The sequence below is a fragment of the Granulicella sp. L56 genome (genome assembly GCF_009765835.1).
In the GTDB taxonomy this organism is placed as follows: Bacteria; Acidobacteriota; Terriglobia; order Terriglobales; family Acidobacteriaceae; genus Edaphobacter.
This window is the reverse complement of the sequence record NZ_LMUS01000001.1, coordinates 891,912-909,176: the sequence shown is the minus strand read 5'-3', so window position 1 is coordinate 909,176 and position 17,265 is coordinate 891,912. Positions and strand designations below refer to the sequence as shown.

Below are 17,265 nucleotides of genomic sequence, written 5' to 3'. Positions count from 1 at the left end.
GCAGTCTTATTGTCACTCTATTCGTGCCGTTTGATCCAATCGGGTGCGGTGTGCTTGAGTTGTTCCGCGCCGTTCAGAATAAGCTGACGAAGGTCGTGAGGTACAACGAAGGATACAGCATGAGCCCCGGCAAGGAAATAGGGAGTTAAAGAAGATTTTGCGACAGCCGTCGTCGGCGGAAGGAATGCCGTAACCGCCATCAGGATAGCCACGCAGAGCAGGCAGCCCCGAAGATAGCCGAAAACCGCCCCGAGCAGGCGGTCGAAGAAACCCAGCCCAATAGCGTTTGCGGTGTGATGGAGGGCTTTCCCGACAAGAGCGCACAGGATCATCACGACGACGGCGATGAACAGGAAGGCGACGACATTGGCGACAGCTTTCTCTGTAATGACGTGTCCAAGGACGGACGCCACCGCCGGGTAATTCCAGGCGGCAAGCAGAATTCCGGCAATGAGACCTCCCAACCCGAAGAGTTCGAGCAGGAGACCCCGAACAAAGGCCATGATGGTGGACCAGGTCAGGATGGCGATCAAAATCCAGTCAAAGTAGTTCAGATTCATAGGTCAGCGCGCCCGGTAATCAGGCGGAAGGCTTCGAGATATTTGGCTTTTGTCTTTTCGACCACCTCGGGCGGCAGCCCCGGGGCTGGGGCCTGCTTGTTCCAATGAATGGACTCAAGGTAGTCGCGGACGTATTGCTTGTCGAAGGATGGCTGAGCACCTCCCGGGTTGTAGGTTTCAGCGGGCCAGTAGCGCGAGGAGTCGGGAGTAAGAACTTCGTCGGCGAGAGTGATTTCGCCGTTGATAAGCCCAAATTCAAATTTGGTATCAGCAAGAATCAATCCCCGGCTGGCCGCGTGTTTGCTCGCCTTTTCATAGATTTTTAGGGTCAGGGAGCGCAGATCTTCGGCGGCTTTTTGGCCGATAGTATCGACCATCTTCTCGAAGGAGATATTTTCATCGTGGCCGACATTGTTCTTTGCGGCAGGAGTGAAGATAGGCTCGGGAAGCTTGTCCGATTCGCGCAGACCGGTGGGGAGCTTGATGCCGCAGATGGAACCGGTCTGTCGGTAGTCCTTCCAGCCGGACCCCGAAATATAGCCGCGGACAACGCACTCGACAGGGAACATCTCAGCGCGCTTCACCAGCATGCTGCGCCCCGTCAACTGGTCGAGGTATGGCTGACAGGACGAGGGAAACTGTGTGGTATCTGCGGTGATGAGGTGGTTTTTAACGATGTCCTTCAGCAAGTCAAACCAGAACAGCGAGAGTTGGGTGAGGATACGGCCTTTGTCTGTAATGCCCGTGGCGAGCACATGATCAAAGGCGGAGATGCGGTCCGTGGCGACAAAAAGAAGTTGCTGGCTGCCGAGGTCATAGATGTCGCGGACCTTGCCGCGCGCGACAAGGGGAAGGTCCCCGAGGCTGGTCTGGAGAAGGGCTTGGCTCATTGAGATGACGGTATCACTCCTTTGTAGTGATTTTAGGCGGAATTTCAGTAGAGCTTTACTACAAGGCTTCGTGCGGCGTCGGGTTGTTGATTTGGGGCCGCCGGACATGACATCAGAACGTGTTTCCCGTCGGGTTGAAGAGTGGCATAGGCCCGCGAGGCATCGCATTGTCCATTGAAATAGCGGGAGCCCTGTCGACGGTGGCGAAGAAAGTGAGTCCACGAGGGCTGGGAATAAATCACGAGATCGAAGCCAGAGTTGGGCCCGGTTCCAGTGCCCCATGCCACGCGATCGCTGATGAAATTCGGTCCAATGGAAACGGTCGTATGGGGTGCAGGGTTGAAGAGTTCGGCAAGTGGAAGAAAGGGGCTGGCGGAGAGGACAGGGAGCATGAGAACGGCCGCAATGATCGTAGTGAGCCAGCGGGGACGAAGAAGCGTGAAGAGTAAAAGAAAGAACTCGTAGCCCGCGACTGCAGCCCAATAGATCGCTGCATTCAGGTGGTTGGAGGAAGTATCCCAGCCCGTAATAAAGATCAACGAGTAGAGAATAAGCGCCGCACCGGCACAGCCAATGAGGGTCGTTCGCGTTCTTTGAGAGAGCCGAAGCCATCGAAGCCGAAGCAGGAACAGTACTCCAGTCAGGATTGCGAGGGCGGCAAATGTGAGCGGGAGCATGACTTTAGGGTAAGTGTTTTATACAGATTTTTGTGGGGAATGTTTAGCGGTGCAAGGACAGTCCATGGCCGATTTGCGTTTTCGCTCTGAAGCAGAAAAAAGGCGGAGCGGCAGAAACCCGCTCCACCTGCGCAAACTTTATATGCCTCATGCCACAGCGCGGCGGTTCAGGTTGACGCTGACGATCTTGCTGACGCCCGGCTCCTGCATGGTGACACCATAGATCACGTCGGCCTGCGACATGGTCCGTTTGCTATGGGTGATGACAACAAACTGGGTTGTGGTCGACATGTCGGCTATGAGCTTCGCGAACCGGCCCACGTTGGTCTCGTCGAGCGGTGCGTCGACTTCATCGAGAATGCAGAACGGTGCGGGCTGGAACTGGAAGATGCCTACCAGCAGCGAGAGCGCAGTCAGCGCTTTTTCGCCTCCCGAGAGCAAGAGAATATTTTGCAGCTTCTTGCCCGGAGGTGAGGCGAGAATGTCGATACCGCTCTCCGCTGAGTTTTCAGCGTCGGTGAGCCGCATCGAGGCCTGCCCGCCACCAAAAAGCTTGGTGAAGGTAATGCCGAAGTTCTCGTTGATGATCTTGAAAGCCTCATCGAACTTGAGGCGAGAAACATCGTCGATTTCTTTGATGGAGGCCTGAGTGTTCTCGATGGAGTCAAGCAGGTCTTTGCGCTGAGTTTCGAGGAAGCCATGCCGTTGCGTGGTTTCGTTGTACTCTTCGAGCGCCATCATGTTGACCGGGCCCATCGCTTCGAGCTTTTGCTTCAGGGCGCGGGACTCTTCTTCTTCAGTGGCGAGAGCATCGCCTTCGATGCGGACGATGCCTGCATCTTCGCGAAGAGATACGGCTTCGACCGCGAGGTCATTGAGGCAAGTGGCCTCGATGTGCTCGATGTCGGAGGCAAGTTTCGCAGCGCGGGCAGTCAGCCCTGCTCGCTGTTCACGGAGTGCTTCCGTTTCATGGCGCAGAGTGCGTAGCCGTCCGTCAAGCTCTGCCATGGCAGCGCGGAGAGCGTTGGCCTCTTCAGCCAGGCGTGCGACTTCGGCTACGGCTGTGGCACGAAGTTCGGTCAGCTCAGCGTGCTGTGTAGCGAGAGCAGCAGTCTCTTCCTCGCGGCGGAGCTTTTCCGATCCCGCAGAGGCAAGCTGCTGGTCGAGCTGCTGAATGCGCTGGTTCTGGCCGTTGTAGAGCCGGGTTGTCCGATCGAAGTTGGCCTGGGCGTTGCGGCGACGCTCTTCGAGTCCCGCAAGATCGGCTGAGGCTGCGGCCGCTGCCTGCTGCAACTGTTCCCGCTGGCCGCGGAGCTCTTCAAGCTGCGCCTGCAGATCGGATAGCGAAGCCTCCAGCGTTGCGTGTTCGGCCTCGAAAGATGCGGCCTCCTGCTGGCGGCGAGAGATAAGATCCGACTTCTGATTGCGCGCGTCGCGATTGCGCTCACTGGTAAGCGACCAGTCCGCGAGGCGTCGCTCAATGCGCGCGGTCTCGGTCTCCATCTGACGCAGGGCTGCGCCGGAGTTGGCGGACTCCCGCTCAGCTTCGCGGCGCTCATTGGTCTTGTTCTCGATGGTGGCGTTGAGGTCGGCGATCTGGTGTTGCAGATCGGCAGTCAACAGGTCGGTCTGCGCCAACTCCTGCTCCGACTTCTCGATCTTTTGCTGGACCTCGGTCAGTTCGCGCTTCAGGGCCAATGGTCCTTGTGCGCGTGGGCGTCCGCCGGTGACGGTGACGTTATGGAAGGTTTCGCCAGTGGGCGAGAGGAAGAAAGACTGCGGGTTCGATAGTGCAAGCGATCGTGCGGTGTAGGAGTCGGGAGCGACATAGCCCTCGCGAAGCTTGGGAAGGATGACTTCCAGCGATCTGCCGAAGCCATCCAGAACACGCACACAATCCTTGAGCGGAACAACGCCCTCGATGCCTGCGGTATTGGTTTGGGCGGCGCTGGTCATGCCTTCGGAGAAGGGAAAGTTTGCCTGTGCGTCGTTCGGGTGAACCAGGAAGGTGGCGCGTCCACTGACATCGGTCTTGAGCAGGTTCATGCCCGCATCGGCAGCATCCCAGCTCTTGACGACGATGTAGTTCAGCTCGTCACGAAGGAACTCATCGACGACGTTTTCGTATTGCCCATCGACTTCGAGAAAGTCTGCAAGTGTGCCTACGGGAGTTGTCCCGCTGAGTCCCGGATTGCTGGCGTTGTGCTTGAAGATGTTGCGGACGGTGTCCGTAGAATAGCTGTGCTCGCGGATGAGCGCCTCAAGCGAGCTGCGCCGTCCATCAAGGCTTGCCACCTCTCCACGAAGCTGGTCGCCGCGACGTTTGTTCTGCGACTCCTCGGCGCGACGGGCCTCGATCTGCAAACGAAGATCGGCAATCTCGGCTTCGAGCCGTTTGAGCCGCTCCGTGACAGACTCGAAGGACAGCTTAACCTGTCCGCGCTGAAGGCCAAGAGTCTCAAGCTCCTGCCTCGCAACTTCAGACTCAGAGAGTAGCCGCTCCGCTTCACGATCCAGTCCAGCCAGGGATGCCTCGGCTTGTGACTGCTCGTTGCGCGTTTGCCCGATGCGTTGCACTAATTGCATGGTGGTTCTGCGGTTCTGCTCGGCCTGCTGTTCGGCAGAGGCTAAGGAGCGCACGGCTTCCTGTGCCTGCTGCTGGTGAAGCTGTGCGGCCTCACGCGATCCTGTAGATTCGGCGGTGGCATTTTCAAGAAAGCTGCGGTGCTGCTCCAACTCTCCACTCAGCGTGGCGAGCTGTTCGCGAGCCTGCGCAAGATCGTCAGTGCCTGTTGCAAGGCGGCCAGTCAGTTCGGCGATGCGGTCGGCATTCGCTGCGGAACGCGCAGTGATACGCTCGAGTTCGACCGCAGACTGATTAGCCTGTCCTCCGGTCTCGCGGATCTGCTGGTCGAGCGAATAGCCCGTGCGGATGCCCTCGCTATGCTGAGCATCCATCTCCTCGACCGTGGCAGCCTGCGCATCGATCTGCGTGGCCAAAGCTGTGATTTTTTCCGTCGTGGCAGCCTGCTCTGCATCAAGCTGCGACATGCGGCTGGCAAGCACAACGCGAAGTCTTGTGCGAAGTTCGTCTCGAAATGCTCCATAGCGCTCTGCCTTTGCGGCCTGGCGCTTGAGCGTCGTCATCTGCCGTGTCACTTCGTCGAAGATGTCGTTGACGCGCGAGAGGTTCTGCTTTGCAGATTCAAGTCGAAGCTCTGCCAGCCGCTTCTTCGTCTTGAACCGGGTGATGCCAGCCGCCTCTTCAATGATGCCGCGGCGGTCCAGCGGCTTGGAGCTCAGCAATTGGCCGATACGCTCCTGCCCGATGATGGCGTAGGATTCGCCGCCCAGGCCGGTACCCATAAAGATGTCCTGAATATCGCGGAGGCGGCAGATCTTGCCATTGAGAAGATATTCGGAGTCGCCCGACCGAAACAGCCGCCGTGTAATCGTGAGTTCGCCGGCACGAATTGGGGCTCGGCCAAACTTGCGGCGGCGAATTTTAAGAACGACGTTGTTGGCGGCGGCAGAAGCTTCAGCATCGGCATCTGTGGCGGCAGCAACAATCTGTGGCCCTTTAGCTTCACCTTCAATGACGGTTCCCGGTTGCGCCTCGGCTACGGCGTCTTCGGTCTCCTCGGCGTGCTGCTGGCGAAGTCCAGCCTCGTCCCAGTCACCAGGCAGGTTCTCATCAATGGCGATCTCCGGCTCGTCGCCCAAACTCGCTCCGTCATATACCTCGGGATCGACCAACGTGAGCGATACCTCAGCCATGCCCGTCGGTTTACGGTCCCGTGTTCCGGCAAAGATGACGTCTTCCATCTTGATGCCGCGCAGAGACTTCGCCGACTGCTCGCCGAGTACCCATGTGATGGCGTCGGAGATATTCGATTTGCCGCAGCCGTTAGGGCCGACGATGGCAGCAATGCCTTCGCCTGAGAGTTGGACCTCAGTGCGATCGCAGAATGATTTGAAGCCGAGGATCTGGACTTTCTTGAGCTTGAGCAAAGGCACCTCTGTGACGAGAGCGGGGAGTTACGATCAGGTTCTCGTCCCTGTCATTAAGACTGATTCAACTTTAGTCTTGGCAGAAGCCGGAATCAACGGGCACAACACTACTGGTTGTGGATAAGAAGGCCGTAATACCACGAATGGGTAGGTTGGACATCTTTAAGGGCGTTTCCAGTCTCCGAGCGCGATCCCCGAAATACATCTCGATACGCACTTCCGGCGTAAGTTTTTCAGGGTGAATCGCCTGCAAGGCAAAGGGCGGACTTGCCATGCGTACAACGGCGTTTCTATAATCCGCATCATCATCCTTGAAAGCAAAATTCGGACTTCAGCGGAGCTGGCTGTAAAATCAGCCCCAATGAATGATGATGGGTGAATGCGTTGGGATTCGCCAGGGCGCATGTTGTGGGTTATGTTGTATAGACTTGGCCGGACCACCGGTAAACGTTACAGACAAAAAAGACTTATCGAGGAGCATGGGAATGAAGAAGGTAGTCGTTGCGTCTCTCCTGGCAGTTGCTAGCATTGCACTTGGTGGGCAAAGCATGGTTGCGCATGCTCAGGATAATTCTGGTGCCAGTGCACAATCCGGTGGCGGGGTTCAGATGTCCCCTGCCGAATATAAGGCTTATAACGATGCGATCTCACAGACGACGCCCCAGGCAAAGGCCGCGGCGCTTGAGACCTATCTGACGACTTATCCGCAGTCGGCAGTTAAGGCTGCTACCTTGCAGACGCTGATGCAGACCTATAGCGCGTTCGATCCCGTCAAGACCCTCAGCACGGCAGACCGCGTGCTACAGGTGCAGCCAGATAATCTGGTGGCATTGTTTTTCGAGAGTTATTTCCATAGGCAGGATGCGGACAAGGCGACAGATCCTGCGGCGAAGCAGACAGAGCTTGATGCATCGGCTGGTTTTGCGCAAAAGGCACTGGCAGCCGCCAAGCCTGCGGATATGAGCGATGCGGACTTCCAGAAAGTGAAGACAGGAGTAACTCCGGGCTTGTATGGTGCCATCGCAGAGGACGCAGCCGGCAAAAAGGACACGAAGACGGCGGTCACGAACTACGCCGAAGAGTTGAAGGCAGCTCCTCCTGCTTCAACCACAACTCCTGGGCCGGTTTTGCAGGATACCTATCAGTTGGGCTTGGCGTATTACCAGTCGACGCCTCCCGATTATCTGAACTGCACTTGGTTTGCATCGCGTGCCGCGGCCTTTGCTCCGGAGCCCTACAAGACCGAGTTCCTGAAGGTAGCGACCTATTGCTATAAGAAATATCACGGCAACGCGGACGGTTATGATGCTGTGACCACGGCTGTTCAAGCCAATCTTTTCCCACCGCCGACCTGGGCTGCCACCATCAAGCCTGCGCCGTCGCCTGCGGACATTGTTTCTCAGGTGATCGCGAGCACTCCTGATCTCTCGACGCTGGCAATCAGCGACAAGGAGTTCATCCTCCAGAACGGCAAGCCTGAAGATGCCGCCAAGGTTTGGGACACGATCAAGGGCAAGTCAGTTCAACTTCCGGATGTCACGGTAGTCGCCGCGACGGATTCCTCCATTCAGGCATCGGTCTCTGACGATGCGGTGGCGTCAAAGACGGCTGACTTCACCTTCAACGTGAAGGAGCCACTGAAGACGGTTCCCACGCCTGGAACGAAGATCACGCTGTCCGGTACCTATGCCTCCTACACGGTTGGCGGCGTAGCACCTGCTGGTGAGGCTGCTGCAACACCTGCACCGTCTACCGAGGCGACGGCAACCACACCTGCCCCCGCAGCTGCACCTGCTGCCCCTGCTGCTGCACCTGCTGCTCCCGGAGCAACACCTGGTCCAGTGGTAATCGTGATGAGCGATGCGGCGGTCGTTGAACCGAAGAAGGCAGCTGCTCCGGTTCATCGTCGCACGACACGGAAGTAATAAGAAACGTTGTTGTGAAATAGAGGAGGCAGCCTTCGGGCTGCCTCTTCTGCGTTATCAATCATCTCTGAAACCTGTGGATTCAAGAACGAAGGTCCAGCACTACGTTGTCAGCCACGCCAATGCATTTGCGAGAAGGCGTTGTTGCATCACAGGCTGAAGCTCCGGAACACGGTGATAAAGAACCTTCGTCGAGCCCAATCGAGTAGTAAAGGTGCCTGCCCCGATGTTGCGGTCGTGATCGCGGCTGTAGGCTGCAATGATCTCCACCTCTTTTCCATCGACGAGTAATCCATTGGACTGGCGGCCCTTTGCCTGGTAGTGGATGCCCATCACCTGATCGACCGGCAGCCCCTCGTATAGCGGATGCTTCCGCACAAAATACCAGTTGCCCATCCATGGAGCGCGGAAGTCGCCTACGGTGCCGTTATAGGTAAAAGCTTCCGCAGCGGACAGTTCTTTCGCAACGCCGTCTGAAAGAGAATCGGCCTGAGGAATAGCGAACAAAGGTGTCCCCTTGCGGACGGCCTCGATAATTCCGTCGGCAAGAGTCCCAAGCTCAGTCGTGGCCACTGCCTCGCCCGGCTCAAGCTTGCGTCCGGGGATAGCTTTCTTTGCACCGGGCTGTGCCTCCAGCCCTGTCGTGTCGCCTGCGTTTTGTTCAGAAGACGTATGGGCCGTCATGCCGCTGGAGACGATGGCATCGTATCTGCGCCAAGCCGTGAAATCGTGAACGGTAACATCGGGCAGAGCAGCCAGTTGTTCGCGCAAAGAAAGGGGGATGCCAGAGACAGCGATCGAAAGCGGTTTCTTCTGCCGATGTTTCGTATCGGCAACCCAGATATCTTTGCTCTGGGTAGAGAGCGGCTCAGACGACAACGCAAACCTGAACTGGTAGCGTCCTTCCTCGTTCAGCGCAGGCGTTTCAAAGGCCTCCTGAAGCAGATAGCTGAACTGATCAGGAACATGCTGCGGTGCGGGAAGGGAAGTGAGCACAGTGCGTCTGCCGCTGGGCGTAATCATCGTGAAGGTAAGCATCCCAGTGACCGCCTTGGGTGTGTCGTTCAGCAGGTAAAGATCAAAGACAGCACGTTCACCAAGCGGTGTGCAGATGGCCCGCTGCTTGGCCACCGGGCGCACCGGCAGCAGCGTTCCTGAGATAGGCGTGGGGTCCGACTTGAAGTTACGCAGGTTGTCCACAATGCCCGAGTGGTTCTCAATCGCCGTGGACTCCCAGCCCGAGATCGCGGCGAAGTCGAGGTCATCGGAGATGCGGGCGTTTTCAAGGTAGTTCTGCCAGGTGTCGTAGCACTTGGAGCCAATTGAGAGCCAAAGATGCTCGGTAACCGGAAAGGCCTCGCGGAAGTTCCATCTGTCGATAAATTTGTCATAGGCCGCGACGATCTCCTCATGATCTTTCAGGTCGTAGCTGTCGCCGCCGTACTTCTTATAGGTGTCCGTAATCTGATGGATCATCAGCGAGTGATTGTCCGGCGTAGCGCAGCCTTCCATCTCGCCAAACTCCGATAGCTGCGCATGGACCGGCGAGCGGTACGTGAACTCGGTAGGCGACTTGTAGAACTCGTCGTACCATTGGTCTCCCGCTCCCTGGTGCTGATTCCACCAGCCTCCCCACGGCTCCTCATCGGAACGATGAAGCTTCGGGTTATACGGCTCAAACCAGGCCTGCGCGGCGCGTCTGGGAGGAGCCACAAAGCCGTCGTTGAGCACGATGCAGCGGCTGGGGTCTTCGGCGCGCATGGCCTCCAGCACGGCGATGGTGTCGGGATTTTTGAGATCGGCTCCAATCTCATTCTGCAGGCAATATTCAATCACGCTGGGATGCGAACGATAGGCCTTCACCATCTCCACGCATTTGACGAACATATAGCGCTGCGCGAATTTATCTGCCACACTGACAGGCTTCTCCATCACGATGCTAGCCGCATTGGCCTGTACATTCGACGGCAGTTTGCCAATGGCCATCTTGCCCGCTCCCGGCTCCATGTAGCGCAGCAGGCCAAGCTGGTCGTGGACGCGCAGCACCTCTTCCTTGGCGAGGTTGCGATGAAAGTTCAGGCAGTTCAGATTGAGCTTCTTGGCCTGTTTCACCTCTTTTTCAGCCAGTTCAGGAACAGGGAACATCCCATTCAGTCCCCAATATCCCCACGAGATCGAGGTATAGATCTTGATGCGCCGTCCATTGAGCCGAAAGATGGCGTGCGTGCCAAGGCCGGAGGGCGCAAACCAGCGGAACCCGAAGGCGATCGTGCGGGTATCGGTATGACCGTCGAAGCCTTTTATGGTTAGTCGAAGGTGATAAAGCACTGGGGTTTCCAGTTCCCATTGCTTTGCGGAGGCGCATGTAATCAATACCGACGACTGCCGCCCGACCAATCCATCATGCTTAACGGAGATGTCCATGACTTCACCGTTTCTCGGATTTATTACTTCATATTTCGGTGCGACAGGTGCACCGCCGGGACAATCACCACTACAACGTAGTTCAGGTACATTCGGACGGAAATCAAAGAGAACCCGCACAGTCTTCTCTTGTGGAGTATTCAGAACCCAAAGATCAGTAATGCGTACTGCGCCATCATGAGCCGAGATCGTCATGCCGCGATCGAGCGCCCCAAACCCATGTGAGCGATACAGCTTCACCGCTCCCCACTGAGCGTTCAGCCCATCGACCCAATCGAAACGCCCAAAAGGATTGGTGATGCGGATGGCGATGATATTTAGTCCGCCGGGGTCTGCTGCGTTCGTAAGATCGCACTCAAAGGGAAGCTCCTCCATGATCGAGTAGCCAACCAGCTTCTTGTTGAGATAGACCTCGGCGCGAAGATGCGCTCCGCGAATGTGCAGAAAGATCCGCTTCCCCCGCATCGAAGCCGGAATGTCGATCTCGCGGTACCACCACGACACCCCAAAGTAAGCTCCATTCTGCGGGATAGGATCATCCGCGGCGTAGCGATACTCATCCGGTGTGTACGAGCGATCCCTGAACTTTCCCCAGAAGTGCTGCTCCACGCTCGTAGGCAGCACGACCTCTTTCCCTGTTGTCGGAGCCAACACCTCCCAGCCGCCGGTAGGTGCATTGACGGGCAACTTGTCCAGCCGAACATCCTCAGGCAAAAAGATGGCGTCATTCTTCCACTCGGCCTGTTCATCAATCCAAAGATGCCAGCCCTCATCGGGAATGAGCACGCCGTTTTCGGGATAAGCTTCGGTTGCCGATTTTCCCGGTTCCGCGAATGCCGGAAGCGCGGAGAGAAGGCTGGCAGCGGCAGCAGTGGAGGCCGTGGTCTGGAGAAATTGGCGTCGTGAGAGTTTATTTTCGAGCATAAGTGGTCCGGCCAATTCTAACGCATCGCTGGCTACTAAAACAGCAAAGCCTCCGCGAGTGCGGAGGCTTTGCCTTATAACCGAACAGGCCCAAAAAACTTAAGCGTGGACCTTGAGGAAGATGATGACGAAGGTGAACAACGCGAGCGACTCGATGAACGCCAGGCCAAGAATTAGGAAGATAAAGATTCCAGGGCGAGCACCCGGGTTGCGCGCCAGAGCCTCGGTTGCCGAGGCCGTCGCCTTACCCTGACCGAGACCGCAAAGACCAGCGGCAAGGGCCATGCCCAGACCGGCAGCCAGCGGAACCCACTGTCCAGCAGGCGAACCGCCATTAACCGCCGCATCAGCAGCAAAAGCCGGTGTTGCAAGCAGCAACGCGGCCAATGACATAAACAGATATTGCAACTTCTGCATGGTATTACTCCTGTCTCCCGTCAGATGCGCCGCCAGTGGGTGGTTGATGCTCACCGTGCTGGCACCCTCACGCTATGCGGCGTTGTTACCTGCCGCGAAGAGGGAGGCCCTTCGCGGCAAACTCAAAACTAATGGTCCTGTGCAACCGCCAGCGAAAGATAGATCGCCGCAAGCAGGAAGAACACGTAAGCCTGAACCACGGCCACGCCAAGGTGCAGGCCCAGAAACACCAGCGGAACGCCGATAGGCACCAGCGAAAAGAACGCGATAGTGAGCAAGTCACCGGCAAACATATTGGCGTACAGACGGACAGTCAGGGAAAGAATGCGCGCAAAGTGCGAGATGATCTCAATCGGCAGCAGCAGCGGATACAGCCACCACACTGGCCCCAGAAACTGCTTGACGTACGAAAAGCCATGCGCCCGCACACCGTGGTAGTGGTAGTAGACAAACGTGACCAGCGCAAATCCCAGCGGCACCACGACGTTCGCCGTAGGCGACTCCAACCCCGGAATCAGGCCCAGCAGGTTGCATAGCAGGATGAACAGCAGCAGCACCGTCAGGTAGCCGGTAAACCGCTCCGATCCGTGTCCAATGATCTGGTCGCCCTGCTCCGACACGAACTCATGCGTCATCTCGGCAAGGTGTTGCAGCGACGCGGGCTTCTCGACGTTGAGCGTCAGCCGCACTACGATGAAGTAGGCCAGCAGCACCGCGAAGACCAGCAGCTCCATCGCAAACTCGTTCGTAATCGGCTTGGCGGGATACTGCGGCTGGATATGCAATGCATGAAGCAGCGAATCGACCGGGCCGGCAAAGTGCGCGTTGAGAGTTCTGGTAATCAGTAATTGTGTTGGCATATAGAAAAATAAGGAAAATCTTGTGTTTTACAGATCCGAGCCCGAACCGCTGGTCTAGACTGTCCACGCCTTCATAAGCCTCAGCCCCTCCACCGCGAGTGAAAATACCCCCAGCGCAAGGCCTGCGGCGAGCGCATAGACCGAACCATTCAGATACTTTAGGCTAACATAAAGCACCACCACTGCGACCCCCAGCCGCAGGAAGAATCCCACCAAAACCATCGCCATCGGCCGCGCCGTCTGGCCGCCGTCCATCCGTACCATCACGGCCGACATCAGCCGCAGCCACTCAAACAGCCCCGACCCCGAGATTGCTGCTCCCACGACCAGCAGCGCCGCGCTCGGCCAGCCCCCCTTCCACCAGACCAGCGGCGCCGCCACCACGGTAATGATCGTCAGCAGTCGTAGCGCGCTCCATATCGTCCGCTTGAAATCAGCGTCGGTATAGCTATTGATTCCCGTCACACAATCGTCCTCATCCGTCTCTATTTGCTGTTCTTCAAAAAGCGCGAAGCGGTCGTAAAAATCTGCACAAACCCTGCCACCGCGCCCAACACAATCCCGGCAATCGAGATCCAGTCCTGGTGAAAGTGCTTATCCAGCCACGCGCCAATCAGCCAGCCGATCAGGCACCCAGCCGGCAGCGCAATCGCCAGCTGAATCATCGATTCGGCCTTTACCAGGTCGCCGAGGGGGCCCTTGGCGCCGCCGCCTTTGCCGTTTTGTGCTCCGTCATCCGCCATCGCCCACCTATTACATCACGCAAACGCAGCCAAAGACAGCCTCGACCTCTCCGCGTTACTCTGTCACCACAAAGGAGAAGCCACGATGATGCTCCGCTCGACCTCCTTGTTGCAACCTTTAGTGCCTGTTGCTTTCCTGTTTTTGTTCGTTCCACAGGGATTTGCCCTGCCCATCAATTGTGCCAAAGCTGCTACCCCAAACGAAAAGACCATCTGCTCCGACCCCACGCTCATCCAGGCCGACGCACGCATGGACACGCTTTACAACATCTCACTTCACTTCGTCGCCATGGGCACCCGCGGCGACCTGCAGGAGCAGCAGCCTATCTGGGTACGCCAGCGTGAAGCCTGCGGCACAAACAAAACCTGCATACGCGCCGCATACAAAAAGCGCACCGCCGTCTTCGAGGCCATCATTAAACGCGTCGCAACCTTCGGCCCTTTTTGATACGCGCCACAGGGCTTCGTTGCTGCTCATCGCCGCTATACTTAAACTTCAACGACATCAAGCTGCAAAGGAAACCCCGTGTTCGAGTCCGAGTTCGAAAAAAACCTCTACGCCCTCCGTCGCGATAAGCTCGCGCAGATCGCCGCTCTCGGCCACGCCACCTACCCAAACTCCTATGCCGCCACCCATACCATTCCCGAGTTGCGCGCCGCCTACGACGAGCAGACCGCCGAGCAGCTCGAAGCAACCACACCGATCACGGTCAGCATCGCAGGCCGCATCATGGCCATCCGCGTCCAGGGCAAGGCGGGCTTTGCCCAGCTCCAGCAGAACGGCCAGCGCCTCCAGATCTACGTCCGGAAGGACGACGTTGGTGAAGCTGCCTTCGCCCTCTACAAGCTGCTCGACCTCGGCGACCACGTCGGCGTCCAGGGCCGCCTCTTCCGCACCCGCACCAACGAGCTGACAGTCCACGTCACCCAGCTCACCTTCCTCGCCAAGGCCATGCTCGCCCTGCCCGACAAGTACCACGGCCTCGAAGACACCGAGCTACGCTACCGCCAGCGCTACGTCGACCTCTTCATGAACACGGGCCACAGCCCCAAGCAAGCCGCCACAGAACCGGGTACGAAACTGGGTGCCCCAGGTCTGGCCGTTGCAGACCTGGGTGAAGCGGCAAAATCTTCGGTAGACACCACCGAACCCGAGACCCGCAACGTCCGCGAGGTCTTCGTCAAGCGCGCCGCCATCCTCCGCGCCCTGCGCACCTTCTTCGACGAGCGCGGCTACCTCGAAGTCGAAACCCCGATGATGCACACCATCGCCGGAGGAGCTGCAGCCAAGCCCTTCCGCACCCATCACAACGCGCTCGACCTTGACCTCTCCCTGCGCATCGCACCAGAGCTGTATCTGAAGCGGCTCGTCGTCGGCGGCCTCGACCGCGTCTACGAGATCAACCGCAACTTCCGCAACGAGGGCATCAGCACCCAGCACAACCCCGAGTTCACTATGCTGGAGTTCTACCAGGCCTACGCCAACTACCACGACCTCATGCGCCTGACCGAAGAACTCATCGTCTTCGTAGCGCAAGAGGTAAACGGCCACACCCTCACCAACTTCAATGGCGTAGAGATCGACCTCAGCAAGTGGACAAAACTCTCCATGCGCGAAGCCATCATCAAGTTCTGGCCAGAAGGCTTTGGAAATCCACCTCGTTACGAAGATTTCATGTCAGAGGATCGATTCGCGAAGTTCCTCGAAGGTGCAGTCCTGCACCTGAAATCGGAGTACCCGCAGATCAGCATTCCTACGGCAGAGGTGACCGGTGTCGACGTTGAACGCCATCGATACAGAAGAAGTTTGTTGGTTATATTCAACGGCCACAGAACGTTGCTGTCGTCGGATCGAACTGAAACGTCTAACACGTTCTTTCGAGCGATGGGCTTACCAGAGATAAGTGGTCCTGTAACATCCAAACCCGAACCTGTTGGTAAGGCTATTGCGAGTGTGTTCGAAGCAGTAGCCGAAACCCACCTCATTCAGCCCACCATCATCTACGACTTCCCGCTAGCCGTCTCGCCCCTCTCCAAGCAGAAGCCCGACGAGCCCGACTGGGTCGAGCGCTTCGAGTTCTACATCGGCGGCTTCGAAGTCGGCAACGCCTTCAGCGAATTGAACGACCCCGACGACCAGCGCCGTCGCTTCGAGCAACAGCTTCTCGAAAAAGAACGCGGCGACGACGAAGCCCACGAGATGGACGAGGACTACGTCCGCGCTCTAGGCTACGGCCTGCCCCCCACCGGAGGCGAAGGCATCGGCATCGACCGCCTCACCATGATCCTCACCGGCTCAAAATCCATTCGCGATGTCATCCTGTTTCCGCTGCTTCGCCCGCAGGTCAAAAAGCAGCAGCCAGCCGTCGACCAGCCCCACGGAGAATCCGCCGAACAGCGCTATGTCCTTCCGGACGAGAGCGATACCTGCCGATAATCAGGATTCAAAAGTGAATGCGTTAGCAGCGCCAACGGCGCGTCTTATACCAGCATGGGGTGAAGCCCCATGGTTCTATCAGAGCCGAAAAACGAGGGTTAAAGGCCCGGCCTATCGCTTTACGCCTTCTTCAACCGCTTTACAACGCCGGACAGCGAGTGCTCATTCATCGCTGCCACCGCGTCGCCCCGAACCTTCTTCATCAGGCCGTCCAGCGCTTTGTCTTCGACCGCCAGCCACTCTCCGGCGGCAGCGTCAAACACATCGCCAAGGCCGATCTGCTTAGCCGGAACCTTCAGCTTCGCGCCGCCGTTCGGCCCCTTGCGCTGCACGATCAGCCCGGCCTTGTGCAGCAGCAGAAATGTCCTGCGCACCATGACGGCGCTCTCCTTGAGAGCTTCTGCAATCGCCGCCGAGGTGTGCATCGCATCCGGCTCTGTCGCCAGCACCGCCAAAACCCGCAGACTCAAAGCAAAACGCGCATTCTGTGCCATAACAAAAAAGCTACCACAACCTGCCTGCCGCAATATTGCACATCTTCCGCAAACGATCCCCCGTAACCCCGCGCCGTGTAAACTTTTTGAGTGAATATCCTTTTTGTCGGCGACGTCTTCGGCTCGGCCGGCCGCCATATCGTCCGCGAACACCTGCCCCACGTCCTCGAAACCAATGCCGTCGATCTGCTGGTCATCAACGGCGAAAACGCAGCTGGCGGCTTCGGCATCACTCCTTCCATCGCCGAAGAGCTGTTCGACCTCGGCGCTCACGTCATCACTACCGGAAACCATATCTGGGACAAAAAAGAGATCTTCGAGTACATGGCCGTTCCGGCGGACTCGCACTCGCGCAACCGCCGCATCATTCGCCCCGCTAACTACGCTGCGGGAACGCCCGGCTTCGGTGTCTACCAGGGCGAGCTAGGCAATGGGCAGAGCTACGCCGTCCTGAATCTGCAGGGCAGGGTCTTCATGTCCTCCTGCGACGACCCCTTCCGCAAGGCCGACGAAATTATCTCGAAGCTCACCGCCAAGGTGATCCTCCTCGACCTGCACGCCGAGACCACCAGCGAGAAGGTAGCGATGGGCTGGTATCTTGATGGCCGCGTCACGGCTGTCCTTGGAACGCATACCCACATCCCCACCGCCGACGAGCGTGTCCTCCCCGGTGGCACAGCCTATCAAACAGACGTAGGCATGTCCGGCCCCTACGACTCCGTCATCGGAGTCGAAAAAGAGCTTGTCCTTAGCCGCTTCCTTACCGGAATGCCTGGCAAGTTCGAGGCGGCTAAGGGGAATCCGAAGATGTGCGCCGCGCTGATTGCGTGCGACGGAGCTACGGGAAGGGCACAATGCATTCAGCGCATCATGCTCGGTGAATAGAGCGTGATGCGCTGAAGA

Annotated in this window: 14 protein-coding genes; 4 read left to right on the top strand and 10 right to left on the bottom strand. The window is 57.8% G+C overall.

Annotated features, from left to right (window positions below; genetic code table 11):
* Positions 1-17 precede the first annotated feature (17 nt).
* The 4 genes from GSQ81_RS03695 to smc form a co-directional block, all read right to left on the bottom strand.
* Positions 18-560 carry a CvpA family protein gene (locus GSQ81_RS03695; RefSeq protein WP_254059968.1) on the bottom strand — a complete coding sequence of 181 codons (543 nt, stop codon included), beginning with the start codon at positions 558-560 and terminating at the stop codon, positions 18-20.
* Positions 557-1,450 carry a phosphoribosylaminoimidazolesuccinocarboxamide synthase gene (locus GSQ81_RS03690; protein WP_158909345.1) on the bottom strand — a complete coding sequence of 298 codons (894 nt, stop codon included), beginning with the start codon at positions 1,448-1,450 and terminating at the stop codon, positions 557-559. Before GSQ81_RS03690 ends, GSQ81_RS03695 begins: the two co-directional genes overlap by 4 nt.
* 44 nt (positions 1,451-1,494) lie before the next feature.
* Positions 1,495-2,127 carry a hypothetical protein gene (locus GSQ81_RS03685; RefSeq protein WP_158909344.1) on the bottom strand — a complete coding sequence of 211 codons (633 nt, stop codon included), beginning with the start codon at positions 2,125-2,127 and terminating at the stop codon, positions 1,495-1,497.
* Positions 2,128-2,274: 147 nt separating this feature from the next.
* A complete protein-coding gene (smc, locus tag GSQ81_RS03680; protein ID WP_158909343.1) occupies positions 2,275-6,138 on the bottom strand; it encodes a chromosome segregation protein SMC in 3,864 nt (1,287 codons plus the stop codon).
* 608 nt (positions 6,139-6,746) lie between these two features.
* Here smc and GSQ81_RS03675 point away from each other — a divergent pair.
* A complete protein-coding gene (locus tag GSQ81_RS03675; RefSeq protein ID WP_254059967.1) occupies positions 6,747-8,063 on the top strand; it encodes a hypothetical protein in 1,317 nt (438 codons plus the stop codon).
* Positions 8,064-8,165: 102 nt separating this feature from the next.
* Here the strand turns inward: GSQ81_RS03675 and GSQ81_RS03670 are convergent, their stop codons facing one another.
* From GSQ81_RS03670 to GSQ81_RS03650, 5 genes are all read right to left on the bottom strand, one after another.
* On the bottom strand, positions 8,166-11,411 hold the full coding sequence (locus GSQ81_RS03670) for a glycoside hydrolase (protein ID WP_158909341.1): 3,246 nt from the start codon (positions 11,409-11,411) through the stop codon (positions 8,166-8,168).
* Between the two features lie 99 nt (positions 11,412-11,510).
* Positions 11,511-11,828, bottom strand: a complete 318-nt coding sequence (locus tag GSQ81_RS03665; protein WP_158909340.1) for an ATP synthase F0 subunit C — start codon at positions 11,826-11,828, stop codon at positions 11,511-11,513.
* A 128-nt stretch (positions 11,829-11,956) separates the two neighbouring features.
* The gene (gene atpB, locus GSQ81_RS03660) at positions 11,957-12,688 is read right to left on the bottom strand and encodes a F0F1 ATP synthase subunit A (RefSeq protein WP_158909339.1); all 732 of its coding nucleotides are present in this window, start codon (positions 12,686-12,688) and stop codon (positions 11,957-11,959) included.
* Between the two features lie 54 nt (positions 12,689-12,742).
* Positions 12,743-13,153, bottom strand: a complete 411-nt coding sequence (locus tag GSQ81_RS03655) for a hypothetical protein (RefSeq protein ID WP_254059966.1) — start codon at positions 13,151-13,153, stop codon at positions 12,743-12,745.
* Between the two features lie 20 nt (positions 13,154-13,173).
* Entirely contained in the window at positions 13,174-13,431 is a 258-nt protein-coding gene (locus GSQ81_RS03650; protein WP_158909338.1) for an AtpZ/AtpI family protein, read from the bottom strand.
* Positions 13,432-13,516: 85 nt separating this feature from the next.
* Between GSQ81_RS03650 and GSQ81_RS03645 the strand changes: the two genes are divergently transcribed.
* Together GSQ81_RS03645 and GSQ81_RS03640 are read left to right on the top strand one after the other, a co-directional pair.
* Positions 13,517-13,879: a lysozyme inhibitor LprI family protein gene (locus GSQ81_RS03645; protein WP_158909337.1), complete on the top strand. Its 363-nt coding sequence runs from the start codon at positions 13,517-13,519 to the stop codon at positions 13,877-13,879.
* Between the two features lie 78 nt (positions 13,880-13,957).
* A complete protein-coding gene (locus GSQ81_RS03640) occupies positions 13,958-15,868 on the top strand; it encodes an amino acid--tRNA ligase-related protein (protein WP_158909336.1) in 1,911 nt (636 codons plus the stop codon).
* A gap of 119 nt (positions 15,869-15,987) precedes the next feature.
* On the opposite strand, the gene GSQ81_RS03635 is transcribed toward GSQ81_RS03640, so the two are convergent.
* Positions 15,988-16,362 (bottom strand): Rrf2 family transcriptional regulator, encoded by a 375-nt coding sequence (locus GSQ81_RS03635; RefSeq protein ID WP_158909335.1) that lies wholly within the window; start codon positions 16,360-16,362, stop codon positions 15,988-15,990.
* A 90-nt stretch (positions 16,363-16,452) separates the two neighbouring features.
* On the opposite strand from GSQ81_RS03635, the gene GSQ81_RS03630 reads away from it, so the two are divergent.
* Positions 16,453-17,247, top strand: coding sequence for a TIGR00282 family metallophosphoesterase (locus GSQ81_RS03630; RefSeq protein WP_158909334.1), 795 nt, complete (start codon positions 16,453-16,455; stop codon positions 17,245-17,247).
* Positions 17,248-17,265: the final 18 nt, after the last annotated feature.

Coding starts and splice junctions, on each gene's coding strand:
- GSQ81_RS03650 (WP_158909338.1), bottom strand. CDS start 13,431: ATGGCGGATGACGGAGCACAAAACGGCAAAGGCGGCGGCGCCAAGGGC.
- GSQ81_RS03685 (WP_158909344.1), bottom strand. CDS start 2,127: ATGCTCCCGCTCACATTTGCCGCCCTCGCAATCCTGACTGGAGTACTG.
- GSQ81_RS03690 (WP_158909345.1), bottom strand. CDS start 1,450: ATGAGCCAAGCCCTTCTCCAGACCAGCCTCGGGGACCTTCCCCTTGTC.
- GSQ81_RS03665 (WP_158909340.1), bottom strand. CDS start 11,828: ATGCAGAAGTTGCAATATCTGTTTATGTCATTGGCCGCGTTGCTGCTT.
- GSQ81_RS03635 (WP_158909335.1), bottom strand. CDS start 16,362: ATGGCACAGAATGCGCGTTTTGCTTTGAGTCTGCGGGTTTTGGCGGTG.
- atpB (WP_158909339.1), bottom strand. CDS start 12,688: ATGCCAACACAATTACTGATTACCAGAACTCTCAACGCGCACTTTGCC.
- GSQ81_RS03670 (WP_158909341.1), bottom strand. CDS start 11,411: ATGCTCGAAAATAAACTCTCACGACGCCAATTTCTCCAGACCACGGCC.
- GSQ81_RS03645 (WP_158909337.1), top strand. CDS start 13,517: ATGATGCTCCGCTCGACCTCCTTGTTGCAACCTTTAGTGCCTGTTGCT.
- GSQ81_RS03675 (WP_254059967.1), top strand. CDS start 6,747: ATGTCCCCTGCCGAATATAAGGCTTATAACGATGCGATCTCACAGACG.
- GSQ81_RS03695 (WP_254059968.1), bottom strand. CDS start 560: ATGAATCTGAACTACTTTGACTGGATTTTGATCGCCATCCTGACCTGG.